General features: G+C 39.1%; 20 protein-coding genes and 2 pseudogenes. 7 read left to right on the top strand and 15 right to left on the bottom strand.

All coding sequences use genetic code 11. The annotated features are described in order from the left end of the window. Positions 1-27 precede the first annotated feature (27 nt). The 4 genes from HMPREF0848_RS01570 to HMPREF0848_RS01555 all read right to left on the bottom strand — a co-directional run bounded on the left by HMPREF0848_RS01570 (position 28) and on the right by HMPREF0848_RS01555 (position 3,272). Entirely contained in the window at positions 28-1,257 is a 1,230-nt protein-coding gene (locus HMPREF0848_RS01570) for a DUF4767 domain-containing protein (protein WP_037608765.1), read from the bottom strand. A gap of 121 nt (positions 1,258-1,378) precedes the next feature. Continuing rightward, a complete protein-coding gene (locus tag HMPREF0848_RS01565; protein ID WP_008534177.1) occupies positions 1,379-1,651 on the bottom strand; it encodes a hypothetical protein in 273 nt (90 codons plus the stop codon). A gap of 381 nt (positions 1,652-2,032) precedes the next feature. After that, on the bottom strand, positions 2,033-2,605 hold the full coding sequence (locus tag HMPREF0848_RS01560) for an HD domain-containing protein (RefSeq protein ID WP_008534176.1): 573 nt from the start codon (positions 2,603-2,605) through the stop codon (positions 2,033-2,035). Positions 2,606-2,702: 97 nt separating this feature from the next. After that, positions 2,703-3,272, bottom strand: coding sequence for a TetR/AcrR family transcriptional regulator (locus HMPREF0848_RS01555; protein ID WP_037608763.1), 570 nt, complete (start codon positions 3,270-3,272; stop codon positions 2,703-2,705). A gap of 125 nt (positions 3,273-3,397) precedes the next feature. Between HMPREF0848_RS01555 and HMPREF0848_RS01550 the strand changes: the two genes are divergently transcribed. Both HMPREF0848_RS01550 and HMPREF0848_RS01545 read left to right on the top strand, forming a co-directional pair. Continuing rightward, positions 3,398-4,240 carry a DegV family protein gene (locus HMPREF0848_RS01550; RefSeq protein WP_008534174.1) on the top strand — a complete coding sequence of 281 codons (843 nt, stop codon included), beginning with the start codon at positions 3,398-3,400 and terminating at the stop codon, positions 4,238-4,240. Positions 4,241-4,468: 228 nt separating this feature from the next. Continuing rightward, positions 4,469-5,640 (top strand): annotated as a pseudogene (locus HMPREF0848_RS01545) (CynX/NimT family MFS transporter). Positions 5,641-5,783: 143 nt separating this feature from the next. Here the strand turns inward: HMPREF0848_RS01545 and HMPREF0848_RS01540 are convergent. The 4 genes from HMPREF0848_RS01540 to aac(6') form a co-directional block, all read right to left on the bottom strand. Then, positions 5,784-6,521 (bottom strand): DUF4336 domain-containing protein, encoded by a 738-nt coding sequence (locus HMPREF0848_RS01540; RefSeq protein ID WP_008534172.1) that lies wholly within the window; start codon positions 6,519-6,521, stop codon positions 5,784-5,786. Between the two features lie 32 nt (positions 6,522-6,553). Then, positions 6,554-7,330: an alpha/beta fold hydrolase gene (locus HMPREF0848_RS01535; RefSeq protein WP_008534171.1), complete on the bottom strand. Its 777-nt coding sequence runs from the start codon at positions 7,328-7,330 to the stop codon at positions 6,554-6,556. Between the two features lie 131 nt (positions 7,331-7,461). Further along, positions 7,462-8,340, bottom strand: coding sequence for an aminoglycoside phosphotransferase family protein (locus tag HMPREF0848_RS01530; protein WP_008534169.1), 879 nt, complete (start codon positions 8,338-8,340; stop codon positions 7,462-7,464). A gap of 130 nt (positions 8,341-8,470) precedes the next feature. Continuing rightward, positions 8,471-8,899, bottom strand: coding sequence for an aminoglycoside 6'-N-acetyltransferase (aac(6'), locus tag HMPREF0848_RS01525; protein ID WP_002912789.1), 429 nt, complete (start codon positions 8,897-8,899; stop codon positions 8,471-8,473). A 378-nt stretch (positions 8,900-9,277) separates the two neighbouring features. On the opposite strand from aac(6'), the gene HMPREF0848_RS01515 reads away from it, so the two are divergent. Genes HMPREF0848_RS01515 through HMPREF0848_RS01500 form a run of 4 tightly spaced genes read left to right on the top strand, consistent with a single transcriptional unit; the run spans position 9,278 to position 10,522 of the window. Further along, positions 9,278-9,523, top strand: coding sequence for a hypothetical protein (locus tag HMPREF0848_RS01515; RefSeq protein ID WP_001813542.1), 246 nt, complete (start codon positions 9,278-9,280; stop codon positions 9,521-9,523). Further along, complete coding sequence (locus HMPREF0848_RS01510; RefSeq protein WP_000806926.1) at positions 9,520-9,855, top strand: DinB/UmuC family translesion DNA polymerase; 336 nt, start codon at positions 9,520-9,522, stop codon at positions 9,853-9,855. Before HMPREF0848_RS01515 ends, HMPREF0848_RS01510 begins: the two co-directional genes overlap by 4 nt. 12 nt (positions 9,856-9,867) lie before the next feature. Next, positions 9,868-10,236 (top strand): hypothetical protein, encoded by a 369-nt coding sequence (locus tag HMPREF0848_RS01505; RefSeq protein WP_000567222.1) that lies wholly within the window; start codon positions 9,868-9,870, stop codon positions 10,234-10,236. Beyond that, positions 10,223-10,522 (top strand): DUF5960 family protein, encoded by a 300-nt coding sequence (locus HMPREF0848_RS01500; RefSeq protein ID WP_001072467.1) that lies wholly within the window; start codon positions 10,223-10,225, stop codon positions 10,520-10,522. The genes HMPREF0848_RS01505 and HMPREF0848_RS01500 overlap by 14 nt, the downstream gene beginning before the upstream one ends. A 117-nt stretch (positions 10,523-10,639) precedes the next feature. Here HMPREF0848_RS01500 and msr(D) read toward each other — a convergent pair whose 3' ends face one another. The 7 genes and pseudogenes from msr(D) to rlmD form a co-directional block, all read right to left on the bottom strand. Then, a complete protein-coding gene (gene msr(D) / locus HMPREF0848_RS01495) occupies positions 10,640-12,103 on the bottom strand; it encodes an ABC-F type ribosomal protection protein Msr(D) (protein WP_000420315.1) in 1,464 nt (487 codons plus the stop codon). 119 nt (positions 12,104-12,222) lie between these two features. Then, the gene (mef(A), locus tag HMPREF0848_RS01490) at positions 12,223-13,440 is read right to left on the bottom strand and encodes a macrolide efflux MFS transporter Mef(A) (RefSeq protein ID WP_000417519.1); all 1,218 of its coding nucleotides are present in this window, start codon (positions 13,438-13,440) and stop codon (positions 12,223-12,225) included. 385 nt (positions 13,441-13,825) lie between these two features. Beyond that, the gene (locus HMPREF0848_RS01485) at positions 13,826-13,996 is read right to left on the bottom strand and encodes a hypothetical protein (protein ID WP_000873143.1); all 171 of its coding nucleotides are present in this window, start codon (positions 13,994-13,996) and stop codon (positions 13,826-13,828) included. A gap of 945 nt (positions 13,997-14,941) precedes the next feature. Continuing rightward, positions 14,942-17,029 (bottom strand): heavy metal translocating P-type ATPase, encoded by a 2,088-nt coding sequence (locus HMPREF0848_RS01480; RefSeq protein WP_002890512.1) that lies wholly within the window; start codon positions 17,027-17,029, stop codon positions 14,942-14,944. After that, the gene (locus tag HMPREF0848_RS01475; RefSeq protein ID WP_002890511.1) at positions 17,013-17,375 is read right to left on the bottom strand and encodes an ArsR/SmtB family transcription factor; all 363 of its coding nucleotides are present in this window, start codon (positions 17,373-17,375) and stop codon (positions 17,013-17,015) included. The genes HMPREF0848_RS01480 and HMPREF0848_RS01475 overlap by 17 nt, the downstream gene beginning before the upstream one ends. Positions 17,376-17,389: 14 nt before the next feature. Then, positions 17,390-18,223 (bottom strand): annotated as a pseudogene (locus tag HMPREF0848_RS10800) (ZIP family metal transporter). 601 nt (positions 18,224-18,824) lie between these two features. Further along, on the bottom strand, positions 18,825-20,180 hold the full coding sequence (gene rlmD / locus HMPREF0848_RS01465; protein ID WP_008534142.1) for a 23S rRNA (uracil(1939)-C(5))-methyltransferase RlmD: 1,356 nt from the start codon (positions 20,178-20,180) through the stop codon (positions 18,825-18,827). Between the two features lie 213 nt (positions 20,181-20,393). On the opposite strand from rlmD, the gene HMPREF0848_RS01460 reads away from it, so the two are divergent. Next, complete coding sequence (locus HMPREF0848_RS01460; protein ID WP_002885920.1) at positions 20,394-20,942, top strand: carboxymuconolactone decarboxylase family protein; 549 nt, start codon at positions 20,394-20,396, stop codon at positions 20,940-20,942. The last annotated feature ends 31 nt before the right edge of the window (positions 20,943-20,973 follow it).

The following is a 20,973-nucleotide window of genomic DNA, read 5'->3' as shown; positions in this document are numbered from 1 at the left end:
TTTTGCTTAAGACTTTCCGACAAACCTTTACTTGCCATTCACAATATTGGCGAAGGCTTCTTGGATGTCCTTATTATTGGTTGGATACATGTAATACATGTTTTCAGGATTACCTTGATTTTGCAGAGAAACTAGGACCACCGGTTGCCCATTATGGATAGTGAAATGGTAGAGAATCATGGCTGAGCCTGAATAACCGTAACTGTCTACGATGAGGTAGTCAGCTGTTCCTGTACCATCGTCTGAAAAAGCAACGTCTACCTTTTGTTGGTTGGTCATAGGGGCATTTTGTTCGGCCTTTTCACCTACAGTGATACGGTTATTTTTGGCAAAAGACATGGCACCATAGAAATCGTCACTTCCGTTAGGGGTTAGTCTTTTATAACTTTCTTGATTCATCTTATGACCAAACTCAACCATGTAACTCGCAAGCTTGGCGGCCTTGTCACTATTCCAAAGAGCAGTCGTTTGGGTTTGGCTGGTTTGACTCTTACTCCCAACTCTGTAATAAGACGTGTAAACGACTCCTGGTCCTGAAAATTCTGGAATTTGAACCAAACGATCCCTATCTTGGACAGAATTGTCCGGAGAGGGTGCTGCTTGGTTAGCTGGCACTGGAACAAAGGGACTAACCCCGTGACCTGGACCATTGTCCGCAAAATAGAACATAGGTTGACCGTTGAAATCCTTAATCACAGTCTTACCATCAGTGCTTCCCGTCTCCTCAGACTTTGTGAGGCCAGACTTTGTAATCGTCACAACATGACCACTGTCAGAAACCCAATCTCCTTCGATGCTCGAAAAATCTCCCTTTCGAATAGCCTCCACATCCATAGCTGGTGTTTTAGCCTCCGATGAGGAACTCTTACTTTGAGAACTAGAGCTTGAAGATGACTCAGAAGCCTTAGAACTTGATTGTTTAGATTTGTCTGAAGAAGACGTCTGACTGTTAGATGAAGCTACTGCGAGGGATGGTGTCTTTTGAGTTTGTGAGTTGTGAGAATGCCAGGCAAAGATGGCTCCACCACCTAGAAGCGTCATACAAGAAATTGCAAGGACTGATGCTGCTACCTTATGAGTCACCACAAATTGACTTAAGCTTTCCCAAAAGCCCTTTTTAGATGCTGGCAACAAGGCTTCAACTTCTGCTCGATTGCCCAAGAGACTGCCATTTTGTATCGCCTCGTCAACCTCTGTCATCTTTGGGCGACGTCCATAAATTTTCATAAAATAGGTTAACCATTCTTCTGCTTTCATCTCATCTCCTTTTTGAAGCGTAATAATTCCATTTTAGCATAAATTAGGAATTCATGTTGACTTGGTGGAAAAGAAAAAAACTGCAAGCAAGTCGCTGCAGTTAGTGTTACAGACTTAGTCACTATTTCTGAGTATGGCCAAGCCTCTTAAGATAAGTATAGCCCAAATAGAAAAAGAAAAGGGCAAAGAGAATAAAGGCACCCATGACAAGTTTAGTTCCGCCTAATTGATAAATAACATAAACAAAAGTATTAATCTTGAGCTGACCACCCGTTTTTTCCAATAGTGAAAGTCTCTGTGAGTAATAGTGACCAAGCCAAATAGCCCCTAACCCGATTAACGGATAAATAATGACACCCATGATCGGATTCTTTTTTAACAAATTATCTAACATACATCCCCCAATTTTTTATTGCTATAGCAATAGCTTACCAAAGACTTCCTAGAAAAGCAAAGTGACTTTTTCAGTCCACAAGAAAGCTAAAAGGGACCGGACCAAAAGGGAATTGCCTATCTCAGATAAGCACTGATTAGAACAACTTTGTCGCTTTCTTTTTATACATCCATAATACTATAGTAAATGTTAACAACTGCCACAGAAGAATTCTCAGATAAGAAGGTTTCATCCGTCCTAATATAGAAGTATTCAATTAGCCTTGCTACTGAGCAGATAACAAATATAATTGAACAACTTAAAATAGGTTTCTTTATTAGTTGATTTAGCATATCTTCCTTTCAAATAAGTCTTTTATAAAAGTTAATTTCAATATTTCACTCAGTCCAATTCCTTCTCTAGTTCTTTTAGAAAGGTGATTAAAAATTGATGGCGACTTTCTGCCATTTGTTTGCCAGTCTCCGTGTTCATTTCATCTTTTAAGAGGAGCAACTTGTCATGGAAATGTTGGACGGTATCAGTAAGGGACCTCCCTTTGTGGCCACCATAGGAAAAAGTTCGCGCAATTCCAACAGCTCCTATCGCATCCAGGCGGTCTGCATCCTGGACAATCTTGCCTTCTAACGATTCTGGATGTTTACCGCGATTTTTGCTGAAAGAAACAGCATTGATAACCCGACAAATCTGGTCGATTTGCATTTTAGAAGCACCAATCTCTTCTAGAAACATGCGAGCATTCGCATTATTCTCTGTTTGAAACAATTTATAATCATCAGCATCGTGAAGAAGAGCTGACAAGCCCACTATCTCCAGATCACATAGACCTTCTGCTTGTGCGATTCTCATAGCATTGGTATAGACGCGAAGGGTATGCGCCACATCATGGCCATCCGCTCGATCAGCAAATAAGGTTTTAACATACTGCTTAGCAGCAAGAATTCGTTCTTCGATCATCTTTCATGTCCTCTGTATCATCTGTGCACAGTTCTATCTATTCATTTGAACTAGTTATGGAGGTGCAGTTTACTTAGAAACCATCTCTTAGCAATTACTACTTCTTCTTATGTGGAAAAAGGGGAAGGCCGAGCTTAGCAATCTTTTCTGCTGGGGTCTTCATGCCATCCTTGACCCATTTGGAAATTACTGAAACAATAGCCGAGCTCCAGAAGGAATTAAGGTAGCTACCAGCACCATTTGATGAGCTACCATTTCGTTTTTCCAAAAAATCATAAACAGCCTTGGTCAATACCTGCTCAAAATTGTAATCAATGGCAAGACTGATGATTTTGGCTTCTTTTTTGACTTCTTTAAGGAGATAAACCCAGACTTGGTAAAGATCTGTCTTGAGATTATAGCCGTCCAAAGACTTGGTAATCTTTGCAATGCTAGACTCAAAAATAGACTTCAAAATCTCTTCCTTGGACCCATAATTGCGGTAAAAGGCAGCACGGGATACACCTGCACGCTCAACCAGTTCTGATATGGTAATCTTTTTCAAGTCTTTTTTCTCCATCAATTGCAGGAGAGAAATTTCGATGGATTCTCGTGTAATTGCCTTGTTTTCTTGGTTAAATCGTTTCAGATTTTCCAAGGATTTCTCTGAGATTTTTCTTTCTGCCATAACATTCACTTTCTATCTGTCACACCTGATGAGATCTGCTTTGATAGCAATGCACTTCATGATAAAATTGTAAAAGAAGACAAATAACTTGTCAATGTACATTATGCAGATATGAGGTGTAACCTATGAAATGGAAAATTATTGCGGATTCAGGCTGTGACTACCGTTCTTTAGACAATCTGGCACCAGATACGGAGTTTGTCAGTGTTCCTTTGACTATCCAAGTGGGCGAAACCATTTACAGGGATGATGCCCAACTCAATATTGATCAAATGATGGAGGAGATGTATGCGACTACAACTGCTTCCAAATCTGCTTGTCCAAGTCCTGATGACTATATGAAGTCCTTTGAAGGAGCGGACAATATAGTTGTCGTGACAATCACTGGAACCCTTTCTGGTAGCTACAATAGTGCTGAAATTGCTAAGAAAATTTATCTGGAAGAGCATCCTGATACCAAGATTCACGTGATTGATAGTCTATCAGCTGGTGGCGAGGTCGACCTTCTCGTTCGTAAACTCAATCACATAGTTGCTGAAGGCCTTGAGTTCGACCAAGTCCTTGATGCCATCACAGCTTACCAAGCCAAAACTAAGTTGCTCTTTGTTTTAGCCAAAGTTGATAATTTGGTGAAGAATGGTCGTCTAAGTAAACTGGTTGGCACCGTTGTTGGACTCCTCAATATCCGTATGGTCGGTGAAGCTAGTAAGACGGGTACCCTTGAGTTGCTTCAAAAAGCTCGTGGACAAAAGAAAGCTATCAAAGCTGCCTTTCATGAACTGATCAAGGCAGGTTATACAGGTGGACATATTACAATTGCCCACCGCAACAATGACAAATTTATCGAACAATTCTCTGAATTGGTTCGTGAAAAATTTGCCCAAGCAAGCATCGAAGTCCTTCCTACTTCTGGACTTTGTAGTTTTTATGCCGAAGAAGGCGGACTCCTTATGGGGTATGAAATTTAAGAAATATCGAAAAGAGGCTGGACTAGATGTTCGGTCTTTTTAAAATCCTACTCTTTTATTAGATAATCAGTAGAATAAAATTTTATAACTAAAGATTCTCTCTTTTTCTTTACGACAATCTAGCGTAATCGCTTTCATTACTCTCATCATTTATGGTAAGATGGAAGTGACGCATTAGTGTCATATTCTTAAAAATTAAAATACCCTTATTAAACATGGAGACGCTTTATGAAACAGAAACATTCACATTTTCTAATCCCTGGGATCCTTCTTCTAGGGATCGTTTTGCGGGCCCCGTTCACAACCTTGTCTACGGTCTTATCAGACATTGCTTCTGGTCTAGGCGTTGAGGTCAGTTCTCTCGGTCTCTTGACAAGTCTCCCTCTCTTGACCTTTGCCATATTCTCACCTTTTGCGGCTAGCTGGGCCAAACGCTTTGGTATAGAAAGACTCTTCCTCGGTGTTTTAATTGTGATGACACTTGGTTCTGCTTTGCGTACCTTCAATCTTCCCCTCCTTTATGTGGGAACGCTGTTAGTCGGAGCTGGAATTGCCTTTATCAACGTCCTTCTCCCAAGCCTAATTCAGGCTAACGAGCCAAATCAGTTAGGATTCTTAACCACACTCTACATTACAGCCATGGGATTATCCACAGCCGTAGCTTCATCAGTTGCCGTTCCAATCACTAAGGCAACCTCATGGCAAGGCTTAGTCTGGGTATTGACAGCAGTCTGTGCCCTGGCTCTTGTAGTTTGGCTTCCTAATGTCCATCACAATCATTACTTAGAACAAGAAACTTCTACCAGCGAAAATTCAGGCAGTTGGTATAAGAGTGGCAAGGTCTGGGCCATCATGATTTTCGGTGGATTACAGTCACTCTTCTTCTATACCACTATCACTTGGCTTCCAACCATGGCCACTCAAGCCGGTGTCGGCGAGGCCAATGCTGGAATTCTAGCTTCCGTTTTCACACTGACGAGCATTCCCTTCTCTATGATTGTTCCTAGCCTAATCACGAAACTTTCTAATCGTAATCGCCATGTAATGCTAGTGGCTACCGTCCTAGCAGGACTCATCGGAGTTGCCATGCTTTTGGTTAATACCAACAGCTTTGTTTATTGGCTAGTCCTTAACCTCTTAATCGGAAGTTCTGCTAGTGTCCTATTCCCTTACATGATGGTAGTCTTTTCAATGAAGGCCAGCTCCCCTGAAAAACAGCCCAACTATCTGGGTTAGCCCAAACCGGAGGATATATCTTTGCGGCCCTTGGTCCAGTCTTGTTTGGTTCAAGCCAACAACTCTTTAACTCTTGGACCCCTGCTGTTTTAATTCTTCTTGTATTGACCATAATCATGGGAATTGCCCTTTACAAAGTTGAAAAAACAGACCTTATTTTGTAAGAGAAAAACTAATAAAAGAAAATGCCCCACAAGTTGTGACTTGTGGGGTGTTATTTTGCGTGTGGCGAATGAATGAAACTTTTAAAGACAGAGGTCGAAGTATTCGTATTTGTCTTTCGAGAAGTTTTCTTAACCACATAACCCTATTCCTCTAGCCAGAAGAACGCTTGCTTTAACATCTCTTTTGCTTGACCAATAATACACGGTCCATGAGAAATAATAATATTCTTAGGTTCCCATTTCTTTATTTTATGATAACTCTTCAATGCTTGTTTTTTACCAAATAAAAAAGTCATTCTTAAATCTCTTGGTGTTTTACCATTTGGATAGTGATTATCACCTATTTTTAACAGTAGCTTTTCAAAAATCGATAAATTTTCTGTTTCTATGTTTTCAATAAGATCCGTTAAAATTAGAGTTGAACTTTCAGTATGGAAAAAAACAACCTCTTTCACGTAAAAACTTCCCTCAAATGTTGTAAAACAAATTTCCTCGTTCCAATTGGCTTTCTCTAGTTCATGACCATAATATAAATTCATTCCCGATTTTCTGGCACGCTTTTGAACACCACTAGCTAGCCATACTTCTGCTTCCGGAAATAGTTCGTGCCACTCATTTATATAACTATAATGTAAGACATTGGGTGCAATAAGGTGTTTTACCTCACCTAATTGCTTGATTTCAAAAAGTAAATTATCACTAGGCTTAATCGGCGAATGCACCCAAAGACCACCATTCTGCAGACGGATAACTGTCATTCTAGTTGAAAAAGGCACTTTGAAGAGTTTGAAATTCATCAGTACTTCTTCCCCATCTACAATCCAGAGGTTATCTGCTATCTTTTTTAAGGAATTGAGCGGACTATATTTTTTGACTTCCATGGAACTCTGCTTTCTAAATTAATAAAGTATAATCAATTGTTATTCTCCAAAAATGGAACAACCAACTTAATCCACTCTTGAGGTATATAAGCTGATAAATAGCCGTGGTTATAGCCTTTAGCTTCATACAGGATCGTATTGGGATGGAGCTGCTGAAATAATTTCGCCGATGCTTTCACACAGTTCAATTCTTTTTCACCGTAGATATACAGAACCTGCGCCTTACTAGCAGAAATCGTGTCCTTCAGCTTGTAACGCCCCATATAGGTTTTGTAAATAGTCACCAATGTTTTGATAGGCGTTCTTGGCAGATCCTCCAAATAATAAGCTTTTAGTTCGTCTGAATAAGCCAATTTAGAATAGAGTTTGTCCATCATGCTTAACTGGAGTTTGCAAGAGAATTTACTGAACATCAGTTTACCAAATAGTGATACTAGAAAGATGCTGATTTTAGCTAACCTTGGTTGAGGAATACAGAGGCTTCCGTCTATGATGGCCTTCTCAGCAATTTCGCTGTCTAAGGACAAAAGCTCCATAGCAATTTGACCTCCAAGCGAAACACCACCAATCGCAAACAACTTCCCGCCACAGTGTTCTTTGATATAGTCTAGGATCTCCAAAGCAGAATCTTCCGTAAAAACATAATCAAGTTGATATTCTTCGCCGTGGCCATTCAAAGTAGGTAAAATAACACGGTATTCTTCTGATAAGATCCGTGCTTGGCGAAGATAATTCCACCAAGAACTGCCACCGCCATGTATCAGCAAGATAGGAGGCAAATTCTTATCACCAAATTCATGGAATTTCATATTTAAACTCCTTACTATACCAGTTTAACTTGTATTGATTAAAATCACCCATATTAAAGATAGTCAGATGTGTTTAAATTTGGGCAAATAATCGTGTCATATTTTCCAAAAATGATATTCCAACGTTTACATTATTCAGTCTTCTTCTTGTTCAAGTACCAACTAGGAATGATTTGATTCATATCATCATACCATTCTAAAATTTCCTTAGCTTGATGTTGCATTACTGATATTTCTTCAGCTCCGTAAGGTACAGCCCATGACAGAGCACCAACTATGTTATTTAGAATATAGATAGCGAGAAGCTTCCAAAATAAATCCGGAACCTTATGATCAAAATATCCATCTATCATACCAGACGCAAAAGAGGGAGAGACTTGAGCAGACCATACAATACGATTGAATTCCTCCCAAGGATCCCCGACGTCAAAGCGATCAAAATCAATGACATAAATTTTACGATCTTCACCAATCATGAAATTTCCTATATGATAATCTCCATGTTGGAAAACCTGAGGTCTATCTTTTAACAATTCTCGATTTGCATTTAAAAACTCAATAAAGATCTGACCATTTTCATATTGAACTGGACATTCTTTGTATTTGGAGATTTTGTCATCAATTTTTCGATTATAAAAGACCTCCCAATCATCACGAACTTCTGTAACTAGGAGTGAATGAATTTTTCGAAGGATTCTTCCTGCTTCTAGTCCGTAAATGTATTGTTGTTCTTTTGAAACAGTTAAAATTGTTTCTCGAGCATCTTTCCCATCTATCCATTCATGTAAAGAATGTACTTCGTCATCGCAGAGTTCAAAGCTAATTGGTTTACACATCGGAACTCCAAGAGAAGCTACTTTCTCCATCATATCAAATTCAAATTTTTTAGAATCTAACTTCTCCTTATCAGAAACACGCAAGAAATATTTTTGCTGTTTTTGATCTGTCACACAATATTTTTTATCATCTGACCAGCCTTTATTTATGGCTATCTTACTACTAAAATCCACCAATAACTCCTCGATTAACTTTACAACATTACTATATTCTTAACTAATGAAAAGTAATTCGTAGTCCGTCCAATCTTTCACACTTTCTAAAGATACATAAAGTTTAAACAAGTTTATTCTCGTTTCGAAATTATAATTTTTTCTTAAAATGAATAATTCTATTTGCCTCCTGAAATCCAATATTGAGATGAAATCTTATAGAATCCGTATTCGTTAAAGTACAGTCACTTGCAAATTCCTTACATCCTTTATTTTTCGCCCATTCCTCACATTTTGTACAGAGATTTTTAGCAATATCCTTTAAACGATATTCCTCGTCGACAATAATCCCTTCTAAGAATCCAACAGGACTATATTTACAACCTTCAACATAATCAAATCTGAGTGAACATAGTGCTAGACCTACAATTGTGTCACCTTCAACTTCAGTAAAGATTGCAGTATTTTTGCCATTCGTATATCTTTTTACTTCATCAATAGCTTCTTTATCGGTTAATTGGGGCCATAATTGTTTCATTAGTTTAGCCGTTTTTATAGAATCTTTTGTTATTCCATCCATATTGATGTTCCTCCGCAAATTACAGGCAAATGTTTCAAATCATGCTGTTACTTTGTTACTCATTGATTGACACCAATACCATCCCCTTCTATTTATCGCTGTCTCAGATTGGAAGAGCAGTGATACTGCCTCAACTTGTGCTGAGAGCTTTCTTCTATACTAATAGACGAAAGGGTGTGAAAATGATTTTTAAATGATACTGTGGAACGGAACAGTAGCCCTAGTATTGACTACTGTCGTTTCTATTCATATTGGCTATTCTAGGACTGAGATGAAAAAATCTATAAATGCTCAGAATAAAATTGAACCCGCAAATCTCCCCAAAACAATGGTGAGTCATGTACTTGTATTATTCCGAAAAAATACACCTCTGGTGCAGTGAGACAAATTGGTGTATCTTATAGTGGCTTCGTAGATGAAAGCTATACTCTACTATCACTCTTTGATGATGTAGAACAAATTGAAAAAGATAATAGACTTCAGACAGCTATTGATGTTGTCAGAGAACAGTTTGGTTTTTTAGCCATACAAAAAGGAACCGTCCTAACTGAAGGTTCCAGAAATATTGAACGCAGTAAACTTATCGGTGGTCATTCCGCGGGTGGATTGGAGGGATTAAAATGAAACAAGAAAAAAATACAGTACAATTTTCAGAAATCCGTAGCAAAGGATGTAATGATATTGAAATGCTTGAAAGATTTTTACATGGAATCGTTGAAACAGCAACTTCAAAACTTCGTCAGAGAAAACTCAAAACAACTGAAATATCGATACGACTAGTACATGCTAAATCTGAAAACCGATTACCATTGGAATTTACATTTAGCATTAAGCCAACAAGCTCATCTGTGATAATCTATACTGAGGTAATCAATCGCTTTAAAGAATGTTACACAGGTGGGGGAATTCAAGGTTTTACGATTCAATTTGATAAAAATACCCTTGCCTCTGCATAGAAAGGATTTGATATGATTGACCGTTCATATTTACCATTTCAATCAGCAAGAGAGTACCAGGATACAAAGATGCAAAAATGGATGGGCTTTTTCCTATCTGAACATGCATCAGCACTCTCTGATGATACAAACAAAGTAACGTACATGTCTGACTTATCACTAGAGAAGAAATTATTACTCCTCAGTCAAGTATACGCCGGGCAGCTACGCACACGCATTCAAGTGATTGAAAAAAACAAGCGTGTTTCCTACACTGGAACAATACCAAGTCTGACCAAAGATTTCATTTTGATAAAAACTACAACAGGTCACATCAATTTGAAATTAAAAGACATTATTAGTATTGAACTTGTCGAGGAGGTGCTCTATGAATCAGCTTGAGTTTCAGCGTAATCACCTACAAATGGACTATTATAGCGAGAGCTACCAAGATTTTGAACGTGACTTCTACCGCTACTCTAACATGAATATTCCATTGACCTTCCTAACTGATGATATCCTAAAAACAATGGCGACTTCACGTAAGAATTACTTTGTCCTCAATAAGGAAAAGTCCAGAGATAACCGCGATCACTTCTTCATATTTGAAGTAAGTACCGTAGATGAGAATCCGCTAATCTATCATTATACATATAAGAAAACTACAATATATTTAGCAGAAAAATAGGAGCAGTTCAATTGACTGTTCCTATTTTTAATATTCATAAAATCTAAAGTCTTTATACTCTTTAACAATGGAGTCGCCAACCAGAACAGACTATACTGACCAGCGACTACCTTAAATTTAATGTTTCAGATTTATTTTCTTATCTCTAATTTCATAAACTACATCTGCTACATTTTCGAGTAATCGTTTATCGTGGGTGATAAACACGATAGTTCCGGTGTACTCCTTCATTAGTATTTCCAAAGCCTCTAAACTTGGTATGTCAAGGAAGTTACTGGGTTCATCCATTATTAGGATGTTATATCTACCCATGAGCATTTTAGCAAGCAACAATTTTATAATTTCTCCACCGCTTAAAACAGATAAACTTTTTCCAATATCGTTCTGTTTGAACCCCATAGATGCTAGCACTGAACGAATTTCTGATATATTGTAGTCACAATCCTTCTGCATAAACTCCATAACATTCTGATTACTGTTGTACTTGTAACCATTCTGTGCAAAGTAACCTATTTTTGCCTTAGGCGAAATAGAAATTCCTTCTTCATGGTTTAAGATCATTTGGATTAAAGTTGTTTTTCCGATTCCATTACCACCAGTTAACGCCACTTTTGCTCCTAACGGAATTTGAAAAGATGCATTTTCAAACAGAGCCTTATCCCCAAATACTTTATTAATTTCTGCACCGACTATAGGGTATGGATTATGGAGCTCCAATGCTTTACTTTGCCTGAAACGAATTCTGCGAATGCCTTCCGGAGCTTCTACTTTTCCTAAGGCCGCAATCCTGTGCTCTAGGGTTTTAGCAGCATTATACATCTTTTTTTCCTTACTTCCTATTGATTTTTGATGAGCTAAACGCCCTCCGTCTTCAGTACTTTTTTTCTTTGAAGAACCTTTTGCCTTCTGTTCTATTTTACGAGCCTGTTTTCGCTTTTTCTCCGCAGCCCTTTCCAATCGGGCACGTTCCGCAATAAATTGTTCGTATTCTGCAGCTTGGCTCTTACGTTCTTCCTCTTTCTGACGAAGATAATCAGAATAGTTTCCCCAATACTCAGTGATTTTGCCATCTTTCAGTTCCCATATTTTATCTACTATTTCATCAAGAAAATAGCGGTCATGGCTAATAACTAACAGTGCACCTGTAAAATATTTTAGCTGTCCTATTAGAAAATCAATTCCTTCACGGTCTAAATGGCTCGTAGGTTCATCCGCTAAAATACCATGAACCTGTGCCGATAAGGCCTGTGCTATTTTAAGCCTTGTTTCTTCACCACCGCTCATAGTCTGTATATTTAATTGCTCAACACCTAGCTTGCCTACAAGTGCAAAATCTTTTTCCTCCTGCAGAGTTACTTCGTCCAACTGGGGAATATAGGCAAGTTCACCCAGACGATTCATTTTACATCCTGGGGGAGTTAATTCTCCTAAAAGTACCCTGAGTAAAGTGCTTTTTCCAGCACCATTTGCTCCTACTAAACCAATACGGTCATAATCATATACTTCTAATTCATTTATATCTAAAACATCGCGTCCTTTGAATTCCACACGAATGTCTTTTGCTTTTAATATTAATTCCATAACATTTCCTCCTGTCTATAATCGCATGCTTTCATTTGCTTGTATGCAGGGAAAACCCTGCGATTTTAGCAGGAAGAGTTACATGAAAATAAGATACATAAATATTCCTCCAATATTGTTTATTTTAAATCTAATTTTCTAACCTCAGTTATCATTTGGCAAACTATAGCAATGCCAATAATTAAAATACCTGATAGTAAAAACCAATGATTTACACCGATTTTATCAGCAAAGAATCCAGAAAGAATTAACCCAATTGGCATAGCAAGTGACATGATACTTCCGATCAAAGAAAATACACGTCCTAAATATTCAGGCTTAATTTTCTCCTGAAAAAGAGCTGTTTGCACACCGCTATAAAATGGCACCGAAAGCCCCATTATTGCACAGCAAACTACGAATATTACAAATCCATTTGGAGGAAGTATTCCCGAAACGGCTAAACTGGTCCCCATTATAAAAAATGAACTTGTTATTAGTAATACATGCTTTTCGAAGCCCCCTAATCTTCCTAATAATAAGCCTCCTGCTAGCATCCCAAATGCAAAGGAAATTTCCGTAATAGAAATATGCACAGGCGTTCCATTAAAGTGTTCCATGCTTATTAAAGGAAATAGTGCATTGATTGGCATATAAACAAAAGTATATAGTGTTCCTAAGAGTAATAAGGCAAACAATCCTTTGTTTTGTCTCAGAACCACAACTCCTTCTTTCATCTCCCTTATGAAATTTGGTTCTAAACTTTGCACTTGATTACCCAGCTTAGGTATACGTACAATTGCTACCGTAATAGATGCAATCACAGCACCCAATACGTCGATGGCAATAATAGCATTTAAATCCCAAACGGAGTATAAGAGTGCTGCAACTGCCGGACTAACAATATAGCTTATAGACTGCAAAGACTGACTATAGCCTGCGCATTTCGTTAGCTGTTCTTCTGGTACTAAAAGTGGTGTAACCGCATTGAGTGCTGGGGTATGAAAAGCTGTTCCAATGCTACGGATAAACAATACTATCATAATCATCCAGACAGGTAGCTCCATACAGAATGCAACAATAGCAAGCACTGCACCAGCTGCTGCGATAATTAAATCGGCACCAATCATTATCTTCTTCCTATCATGACGATCCACTAGCACACCAATGGCAGGTCCCAAAATCGCATAGGGTAAAAAACCTACTAATGAAGCCATAGACAAGACCATCGCAGATCCTGTTTTTTCTGTAAGGTAAAAAATAATCGCCATTTGCAGGATGGCACTAGTGATTAATGATACTGCTTGCCCTGCCCATATTGCATAAAATTTTCGTTTCCAATTGTTGTATTTTTCCATTTATATTATCTCCTGCATATTATTTTGCTTGAATTTCTATTTTGAATAGCATTCTAGGCAATAAAAAATGCAGGCCAAACCCCACAATGTGGCTTTTGGTCTGCATACATACAATTTGGAAACATTCATATTAAAGACATAGTTAAATAAAGGTATAGTTAAATAACCAATATCCTCACCGTAACTAATGAATGCTCAATATCGTATAAATAAGCACAACAAAAAAGCCTATCATCGGGTATAGATTCTGCTTTTTTTATTGCCAGCTTATCTTAAACGCATTGAGGCTGTCATAGTTTCGGTTCCTCCTACATCTTTGTTTATATCAATTTATAGTATAACACAACAAGATGATATGTTCAATATAAAAGTTATGGAATGAGACTCATACTTCCAATTCGATGCCAGATTTAAAGGATATGACGAAGTTTTCTTCATAGACTGTAACGCTCTGGATTATCTTCCTTAGTAGCAAGCGATTAGCTTTCACAAAATCTTCTGTTTGTAGTTTTAAAAATTCATCAGGATTTTCTAACTCAACCTCAAAATATTTCATTTTACATTCCCTCATTTCATTTATTGATAAATTGAGTTTGCAAAAAAGAGTGGACAATTTTTGTCTACTCTTAACCTTTAAAATAGTTTTTTTTAATCGATTTGAAGTTGCCTAAATTATTACTTATTCGGTAAAATGAAGTATTGCTTTCAACAGATTTCCTTCAACTACACTTCACTTGATTCAAACAAGGTGGGTACATTTCTATTCCCACAAACTCCTTGTCAATGGAAACAAACACGTACCCACAGGGTAAATGGAAATAGAAACTGATAATTTCTAGCTATCACTTCTACTCATTCCAAAAATTTTCTCACTCTGATACTTACCCACCATAAAGCAAAAAGCCTTGCAATCAAGGCTTTCATTATCCCTTTCGTTCAAAGGTTTCTAAGCTTTTACGAGCAGAGCGACACACTCAGCGGTTCGCTATCTCCGTTCTGTCTGCGTGCTAGCACTTGTCAATCACGGACAGCTATCGCATGGGCGGAAGTAAATGCTAATCTTCGTCGTTTTACTCCTTGACTAGCAAACTTACCGCCTCAACATGTGGAGTTAGTCAACATCTATATTATATAACGAAAGTGATAGAGTTGTTGTTTAAAATTAAACTTTAGAATGAAAATATTTAAAAAAAGTAGATCACTTTTAGAAGTGTCCTACTTGTATTATTTTTATTTAAAAAGGGATAAATCCTTAACAAAAGGGGTGTACTCCCGCGCCTTCGGGAAGGAAAAAAAGAAATGGCGCAAAATCAAGGTTTTATTTTTGAAATTTACCAGAAAATACCCTTAATGAAAGTAACGTAGTTCTTGTTGATGGTCATAGTGTGTTCTATTGATGCACGTTCAACGGTTACTAGATTTAGGTTAAAATCGTTAAAGCCCATATCATAGTTTAAAAAAGCGATTATACAAAAACTTGTATATCGCTCTGTTTGTTCACTTACTTTGACAAAGTGGAGGTATCTATCCTCAAGACCCTCAATGCATTCCATACTGCTAGTAGCGTTACACCAACATCTGCAAAGATGGCCTCCCACATATTAGAAATTCCCAATCCACTTAGAACCAAGAAAATTAGTTTAACTACAATAGCCAAGGTCATGTTTTGTTGGGCTATTCTGACTGTCTTTTTTGCCAGTCGAATGACTTGAGGAAGTTTTCCAAGGTCATCATCCATCAGTACAACATCTGCTGATTCAATGGCTGCGTCCGAACCTAGCCCTCCCATAGCAATACCAACATCTGCCCTAGCAAGAACCGGTGCATCATTCACCCCATCTCCAACAAAGGCAACAGCCTGCTGAGACTGAGTCAGAATTTCCTCAAATGTACTCACCTTATCCTGAGGCAAGCAATCTCCAAATGCATCATTAAAGGCAAATTGCTGTGCAAATTCATCAACCACTGCCTGACGATCGCCTGAAAGGAGAACCGTCTTTTTAATTCCGACTGCCTGTAAATCCTTCAAGGCCTCGATGCTCGTCTCCTTCACTTGGTCTGTGATAAGGAAATAGCCTAGAAAATGACTGTCCTCTGCCAAATAGAGAACTGTTCCTGTGCTGTCAATAGCTGGATAAGCAATCCCTTGAACTTCCATTAATCTAGCATTCCCAAGATAGAGCTGTCTGCCATCTACCCTACCGGACATGCCCTGCCCTGGTAGCTCGGTAATCTGACTCACCCTATTCTCGTCCACTTCCTGTCCATAGGCTGTTCGAATAGAGTTTGCGATTGGATGATTGGAATAGCTTTCCAGATGGGCAGCGAGGTACAGAATATCATCCTCGACACCTTCTGCGTTGACAACGGTATCCACCGCAAAGATACCTTTTGTAATTGTCCCCGTCTTATCAAATACGACCGTATCCAACTTGGCAAGAGCCTCTAAATAATTCCCACCTTTCACTAAGACACCTAATTTAGATGCTCCCCCTAGCCCGCCAAAGAAACTCATTGGTACCGAAACCGCAAGAGCACAAGGGCAAGAAATGACTAAAAAGGTAAGTGCCCGATAAAGCCAAGTCGACCACTCCCCTAAACCAAGCAAGGGAGGCAGGCTTGCAAGCAGAAAAGCGATTCCGACAACCACTGGTGTATACACACGCGAAAAACGTGTGATCATCCGTTCCGTCTCCGCTTTTTTATTGCTTGCATTTTCAACTAATTCCAAAATTTTGTTGACCGTTGATTGCGAAAAAGTCTTACTCACTTCAATTACCAATGGACTAGTCAAATTGATCACACCACTTGTAATGTCCTCACCAACGCCAATTTCCCTAGGCAGTGATTCTCCTGTCAAGGCTGACGTATCCAGAATAGAACGACCTTCTCTGACCAGACCATCTAGGGGCACCTTCTCCCCAGGCTTAACTAAAATATGGTCCGCAACCCTTACTGTTTCAGGGTCTACTTGAACGGTTTCTCCCCCCTCTAGTCTCCAAGCCTTATCCGACCGAATATCCATCAATCGTGCAATGGACTGACGAGATTGAGAGGTGGCCTTATCTTGGAAATACTCCCCAATCTGATAAAAAAGCATGACGGCTACTGCCTCTGGAAATTCTCCCAAGAGAAAGGCTCCTAAGGTCGCGATACTCATCAAAAAGTTTTCATCAAAAAGATTACCACGTTGAATATTTTGAACCATCTTGATAAGAACCTTATGGCCGATAATGATATATAGGGTCAGATAATAGACCAGACGAATCCAGAAATACTCCTCTGGCAGGAAAAAGCCGAAGGCAAATAGAATCATAACAGCAAGTAGCAGCTCTTTCGCCCAATCTCGTTTTTCTGGAAGTGCCTCTTCCTTTTTCTCACTGATAACTTCGATTCCAGGTTCAATAGCATCCACCAAGTCAATAATTTCCTTATCTATCCCATCTTCGCTTTTTGTTTCCAAAATCAGCTTTTGAGCTATCAGATTGACAGTGGCAGATTCTACCTGCTCCAATTGATTGACAGCACGTTCAATCTTAGCAGCACAATTGCCACAGTCAATTCCTCGAAGTTCATACTCTTTCTTCATGTTTTTCCTCTTTCAAATGTTTCAGTGTCAAAGACAAGACTGCTGCGACATGATCGTCCGCAAGTTCATAATAGGTCATCCTTCCTTTTTTCTCCCCCTTGACCAATTGGCAGTCCCGCAGATAGCGTAGTTGGTGAGAAATAGCAGACTTGGTCATCTGTAACGCAATCGCTAAGTCTCCGACACAAATTGGATTTTGCCGTACTGCTTGTAAAATCCGCAAACGAGTTGGGTCAGAAATCGCCTTAAAAAAATTGGACATATTTAGCAATGTAACGGTATCAAACTCCGTCTCATGGACCCCTTGAATTAAATCTGGATTACAAGCTGTTAAACACTGTGACATATTTTCTATTCCTCCTATACTAAAGTTGTATCAAGTAACATCATGATTAGAAATCCGGCCATAACCCCACTTGTCGCAATATCGGTATTCTTGTGCTCTTGAGCACCTGGCACAAGTTCTTCCACTGCAACATAAATCATGGCTCCCGCCGCAAATAAGAGAGCATAAGGTAGTAGCTGGGTCATAGACATAACAGCATAGGCCCCTAAAACAGCTGCAATCGACTCAACAATCGCTGACATGGCGCCATAGTAGAAAGCTGATTTCCTACTTCGCCCTTCTACCCGTAGTGGCAAGGACAAGGCAGAGCCTTCTCGAATATTTTGGATGCCAATTCCCAAGGCCAATCCAAGGGCACTCATTCACGTAAAGGAAAGTCTAGTTGCGAGATTTGCCACACTAGCAAATGCCACACCAACTGCTAAGCCCTCTGGTATATTATGAAACACTACCGCCAGATAAAGCAGCATGGTCTTTGATAAGGGTCTTTTGGGATTCAAAATCCCTTCCTTATCACTCATCTGATGATTCAAATGTAGGTCGGGAACCAAATAATTAATAAAGCGGATAAATAAGCCCCCGACAATAGAACCAACAGCCGTCGTCAACCAGTAAAATCTGTTCGTAGCTATTGACTGGCTATAGTCCAAAGAAGGGACAAGCAAAGGCCAGACTGCCGCTGCCGTCATAATGCCCGCTGCCAAGCCCATCATCATATCCATGAATTTTTGATGAATGGTTTTGACAAAAAAGACCAAACTAGCACCGATAAGGGTACAAAACCAGTTGAATAAGCCAGCTAATAAAGCTTGCATTACTGGTGATAGAGAAGAAAAATTACATCTCATACCTCAATAATCGATGATTCAGTTGAACAACCACTTAACTATTATCATTATAGTTGAACACTCGCTCAATTGTCAAGGAAGAAAGTAAAAAAGCTATGAGAAATCCCCATAACTTTGTAAATTATTGAAGCAATCTCGTGTTCTTAGAGAATATCACAATGCCATAAAAAGCCCAAAGGACTATTTGGAATTATCATATCATATAACGCTTCGACACAATTTAACGATTACTATATTGAGAAACAAACTTTACTCCTCAAGAAAGTTAGATGTTCCCAATGCTATCCGTAAGAGTACTTAAAACCTTGAAACATACTGATTTCAAGGTTTTTATAACGTGTTATTGTATCACCTAATTTCTACTGATTTCCATAGATCAAACCTTTCGTGATTTTTTCATATAGGTGGGTACGTTTCTATTCCCTCAAACTCCTTGTCAATGGAAATAAAAACGTACCCACAGTGTAAATGGAAATAGAATTTGAGAATTCCTAACTATCACTTCCACTCACTCCAAAAATTACTTACTCTAATACTTCCCCACCATAAAGCAAAAAGCCTTGCAATCAAGGCTTTTCATTATCCCTTTCGTTCAAAGGTTCTAGGCTTTTACGAGCAAAGCTACACACTCCACGTGGTGCGTTTGCGGAAATAAATCAACCGGTTGTACTTTCTTCAATTCATATCCCAATTCTTGGTAGAGTTTGATATCACGCGCCATTGTTGCTGGGTTACATGAGACGTAGGTAATCTTTTCAGGTTGCATGGCAACACTGGCTTTAATAAAGCTTTCTGTCAAGCCCTTGCGTGGTGGGTCCACAATGATAACGTCTGGTTTGATGCCATCCTTGCTCCACTTGGCCATGGCATTTTCGGCTGAGTCCGCCACATAGTGGGCGTTAGTAATGCCGTTGCGTTCTGCATTTTTCTTAGCATCTTCGACGGCTGTTTCGATGACTTCAACGCCATAGACTTCCTTGACCTGTTTGGCGAACGACAAACCGATTGTCCCGATTCCTGAATAGGCATCAATAACAATGCTGTCGCTGTTTAGGTCTGAGAAGTCAATGGCTGTTTGATAGAGTTTCTCAGCCATTTCGGTGTTAACCTGATAGAAAGACTGGGCAGAAATCTCATAGTCATTACCCAACATACTGTCTGTGATGGTGTCTTGACCATAAAGGGTGCGGAACTCCTTGCCAAAGATGGCGTTAGTGTTCTTATCGTTGATGTTTTGGATGATAGAAACAACATTTGGGAAGGCTTCCGTAATCTTAGCAATGACTTGGTCAATACGGAAAATTTTTGGTCTAGTCGTTACAAAGACCAGCATCATCTGACCTGAATAGTGGCCACGACGAACCACCAAATGACGAATTAACCCTGTCTGCTCCTTCTCATCATAAGGTTTGAGGTCATAGCGGCGAAGAAGATCACGGACAAAGACAATGAGTTTATCAATTTCCTTGTCTTGGATGAGGAAATCTTCAATTGGAATCAAGTCGTGAGAATTCTTGCGGTAGAAACCTGTTTCAAGCTGACCTTTAACACGGCGAACGGGCACTTGCGCCTTATTACGGTAGGCGTAAGGCGTCTCCATCCCCAATGTTTCAGCGACCTCTACGTCTGAGATACCTGCTGTCTTATAGAGGTTGTCCACAACTTGTTTACGCTTGAACTTAAGCTGCTCCTCGTAATTCATATGCCCAAAATCAGCAATCCCTGAACGGAGATAGGTTGCATCAATGTCCTGATTGCGGTTTGGTGAAAGGGTCACATACTCCTCAACCTTACCAAAGCCGATATTTTTCTTGAGCTTAAGCACGCGCATCTTGATGACTTCACCTGGGAGGGCATTATCTACGAAAAAGACAAAGCCGTCCACCTTGGCAACGCCTGCTCCTTCATGTGTCAAATCGACAATTTCAACTTCTACAATAGCGTTTTTATTTAACATAATTCAACTTTCTTTACTCTTATAGGGCTTTAGAGTTGCCTAAAAAGCCACTTGCTACCCTCCATTATAGCACATATAAATTAAATTTATGGCTGGCTATAAATAATATAGATTTTTCAGAAAAGTCAAACAGTGCTATCATAGATACATGACAAAAAAATACACGACTCAGCCACTTGTCTAGATGTCGTTTCTATATAAAGGAGAATAATCATGCCAGATATTACCATTCATACAATCGAAACTGCACCAGAAGAAGTCAAAGACGTCCTTCAAACAGTCAAAGATGCTAATGGGGGATACATTCCAAACTTGATTGGTCTCCTTGCTAATGCGCCAACTGCGCTTGAAACTTACCGTACTGTCGGTGAAATCAACCGTCGCAATTCATTGACACCAACTGAACGTGAGGTTGTTCAAATTACAGCTGCTGTTACTAACGGATGTGCTTTCTGTGTGGCAGGTCACACAGCCTTTTCAATCAAACAAATCCAAATGACACCTCAACTTTTGGAAGCCCTTCGTAACCGTACACCAATCGAAGACGATCCAAAACTTGATACCCTTGCTAAATTCACTATTGCCGTGATTAATACCAAAGGTGCTGTTGGTGACGAAGCCTACAATGACTTCTTGGAAGCTGGCTACACTGCACAAAATGCCCTTGACGTTATCTTGGGTGTCAGCCTTGCTAGCTTGTGTAACTACGCTAACAATCTCGCACAAACACCAATTAACCCTGAACTTCAAGAATTCGCTTAATGCAAAGATAAACTGATAAAGATAAACTAGA

The organism is Streptococcus sp. C150 (assembly GCF_000187445.1).
GTDB lineage: Bacteria > Bacillota > Bacilli > Lactobacillales > Streptococcaceae > Streptococcus > Streptococcus raffinosi.
The sequence above is the reverse complement of the archived record's forward strand: the minus strand, read 5'-3'. Positions and strand labels throughout refer to the sequence as shown.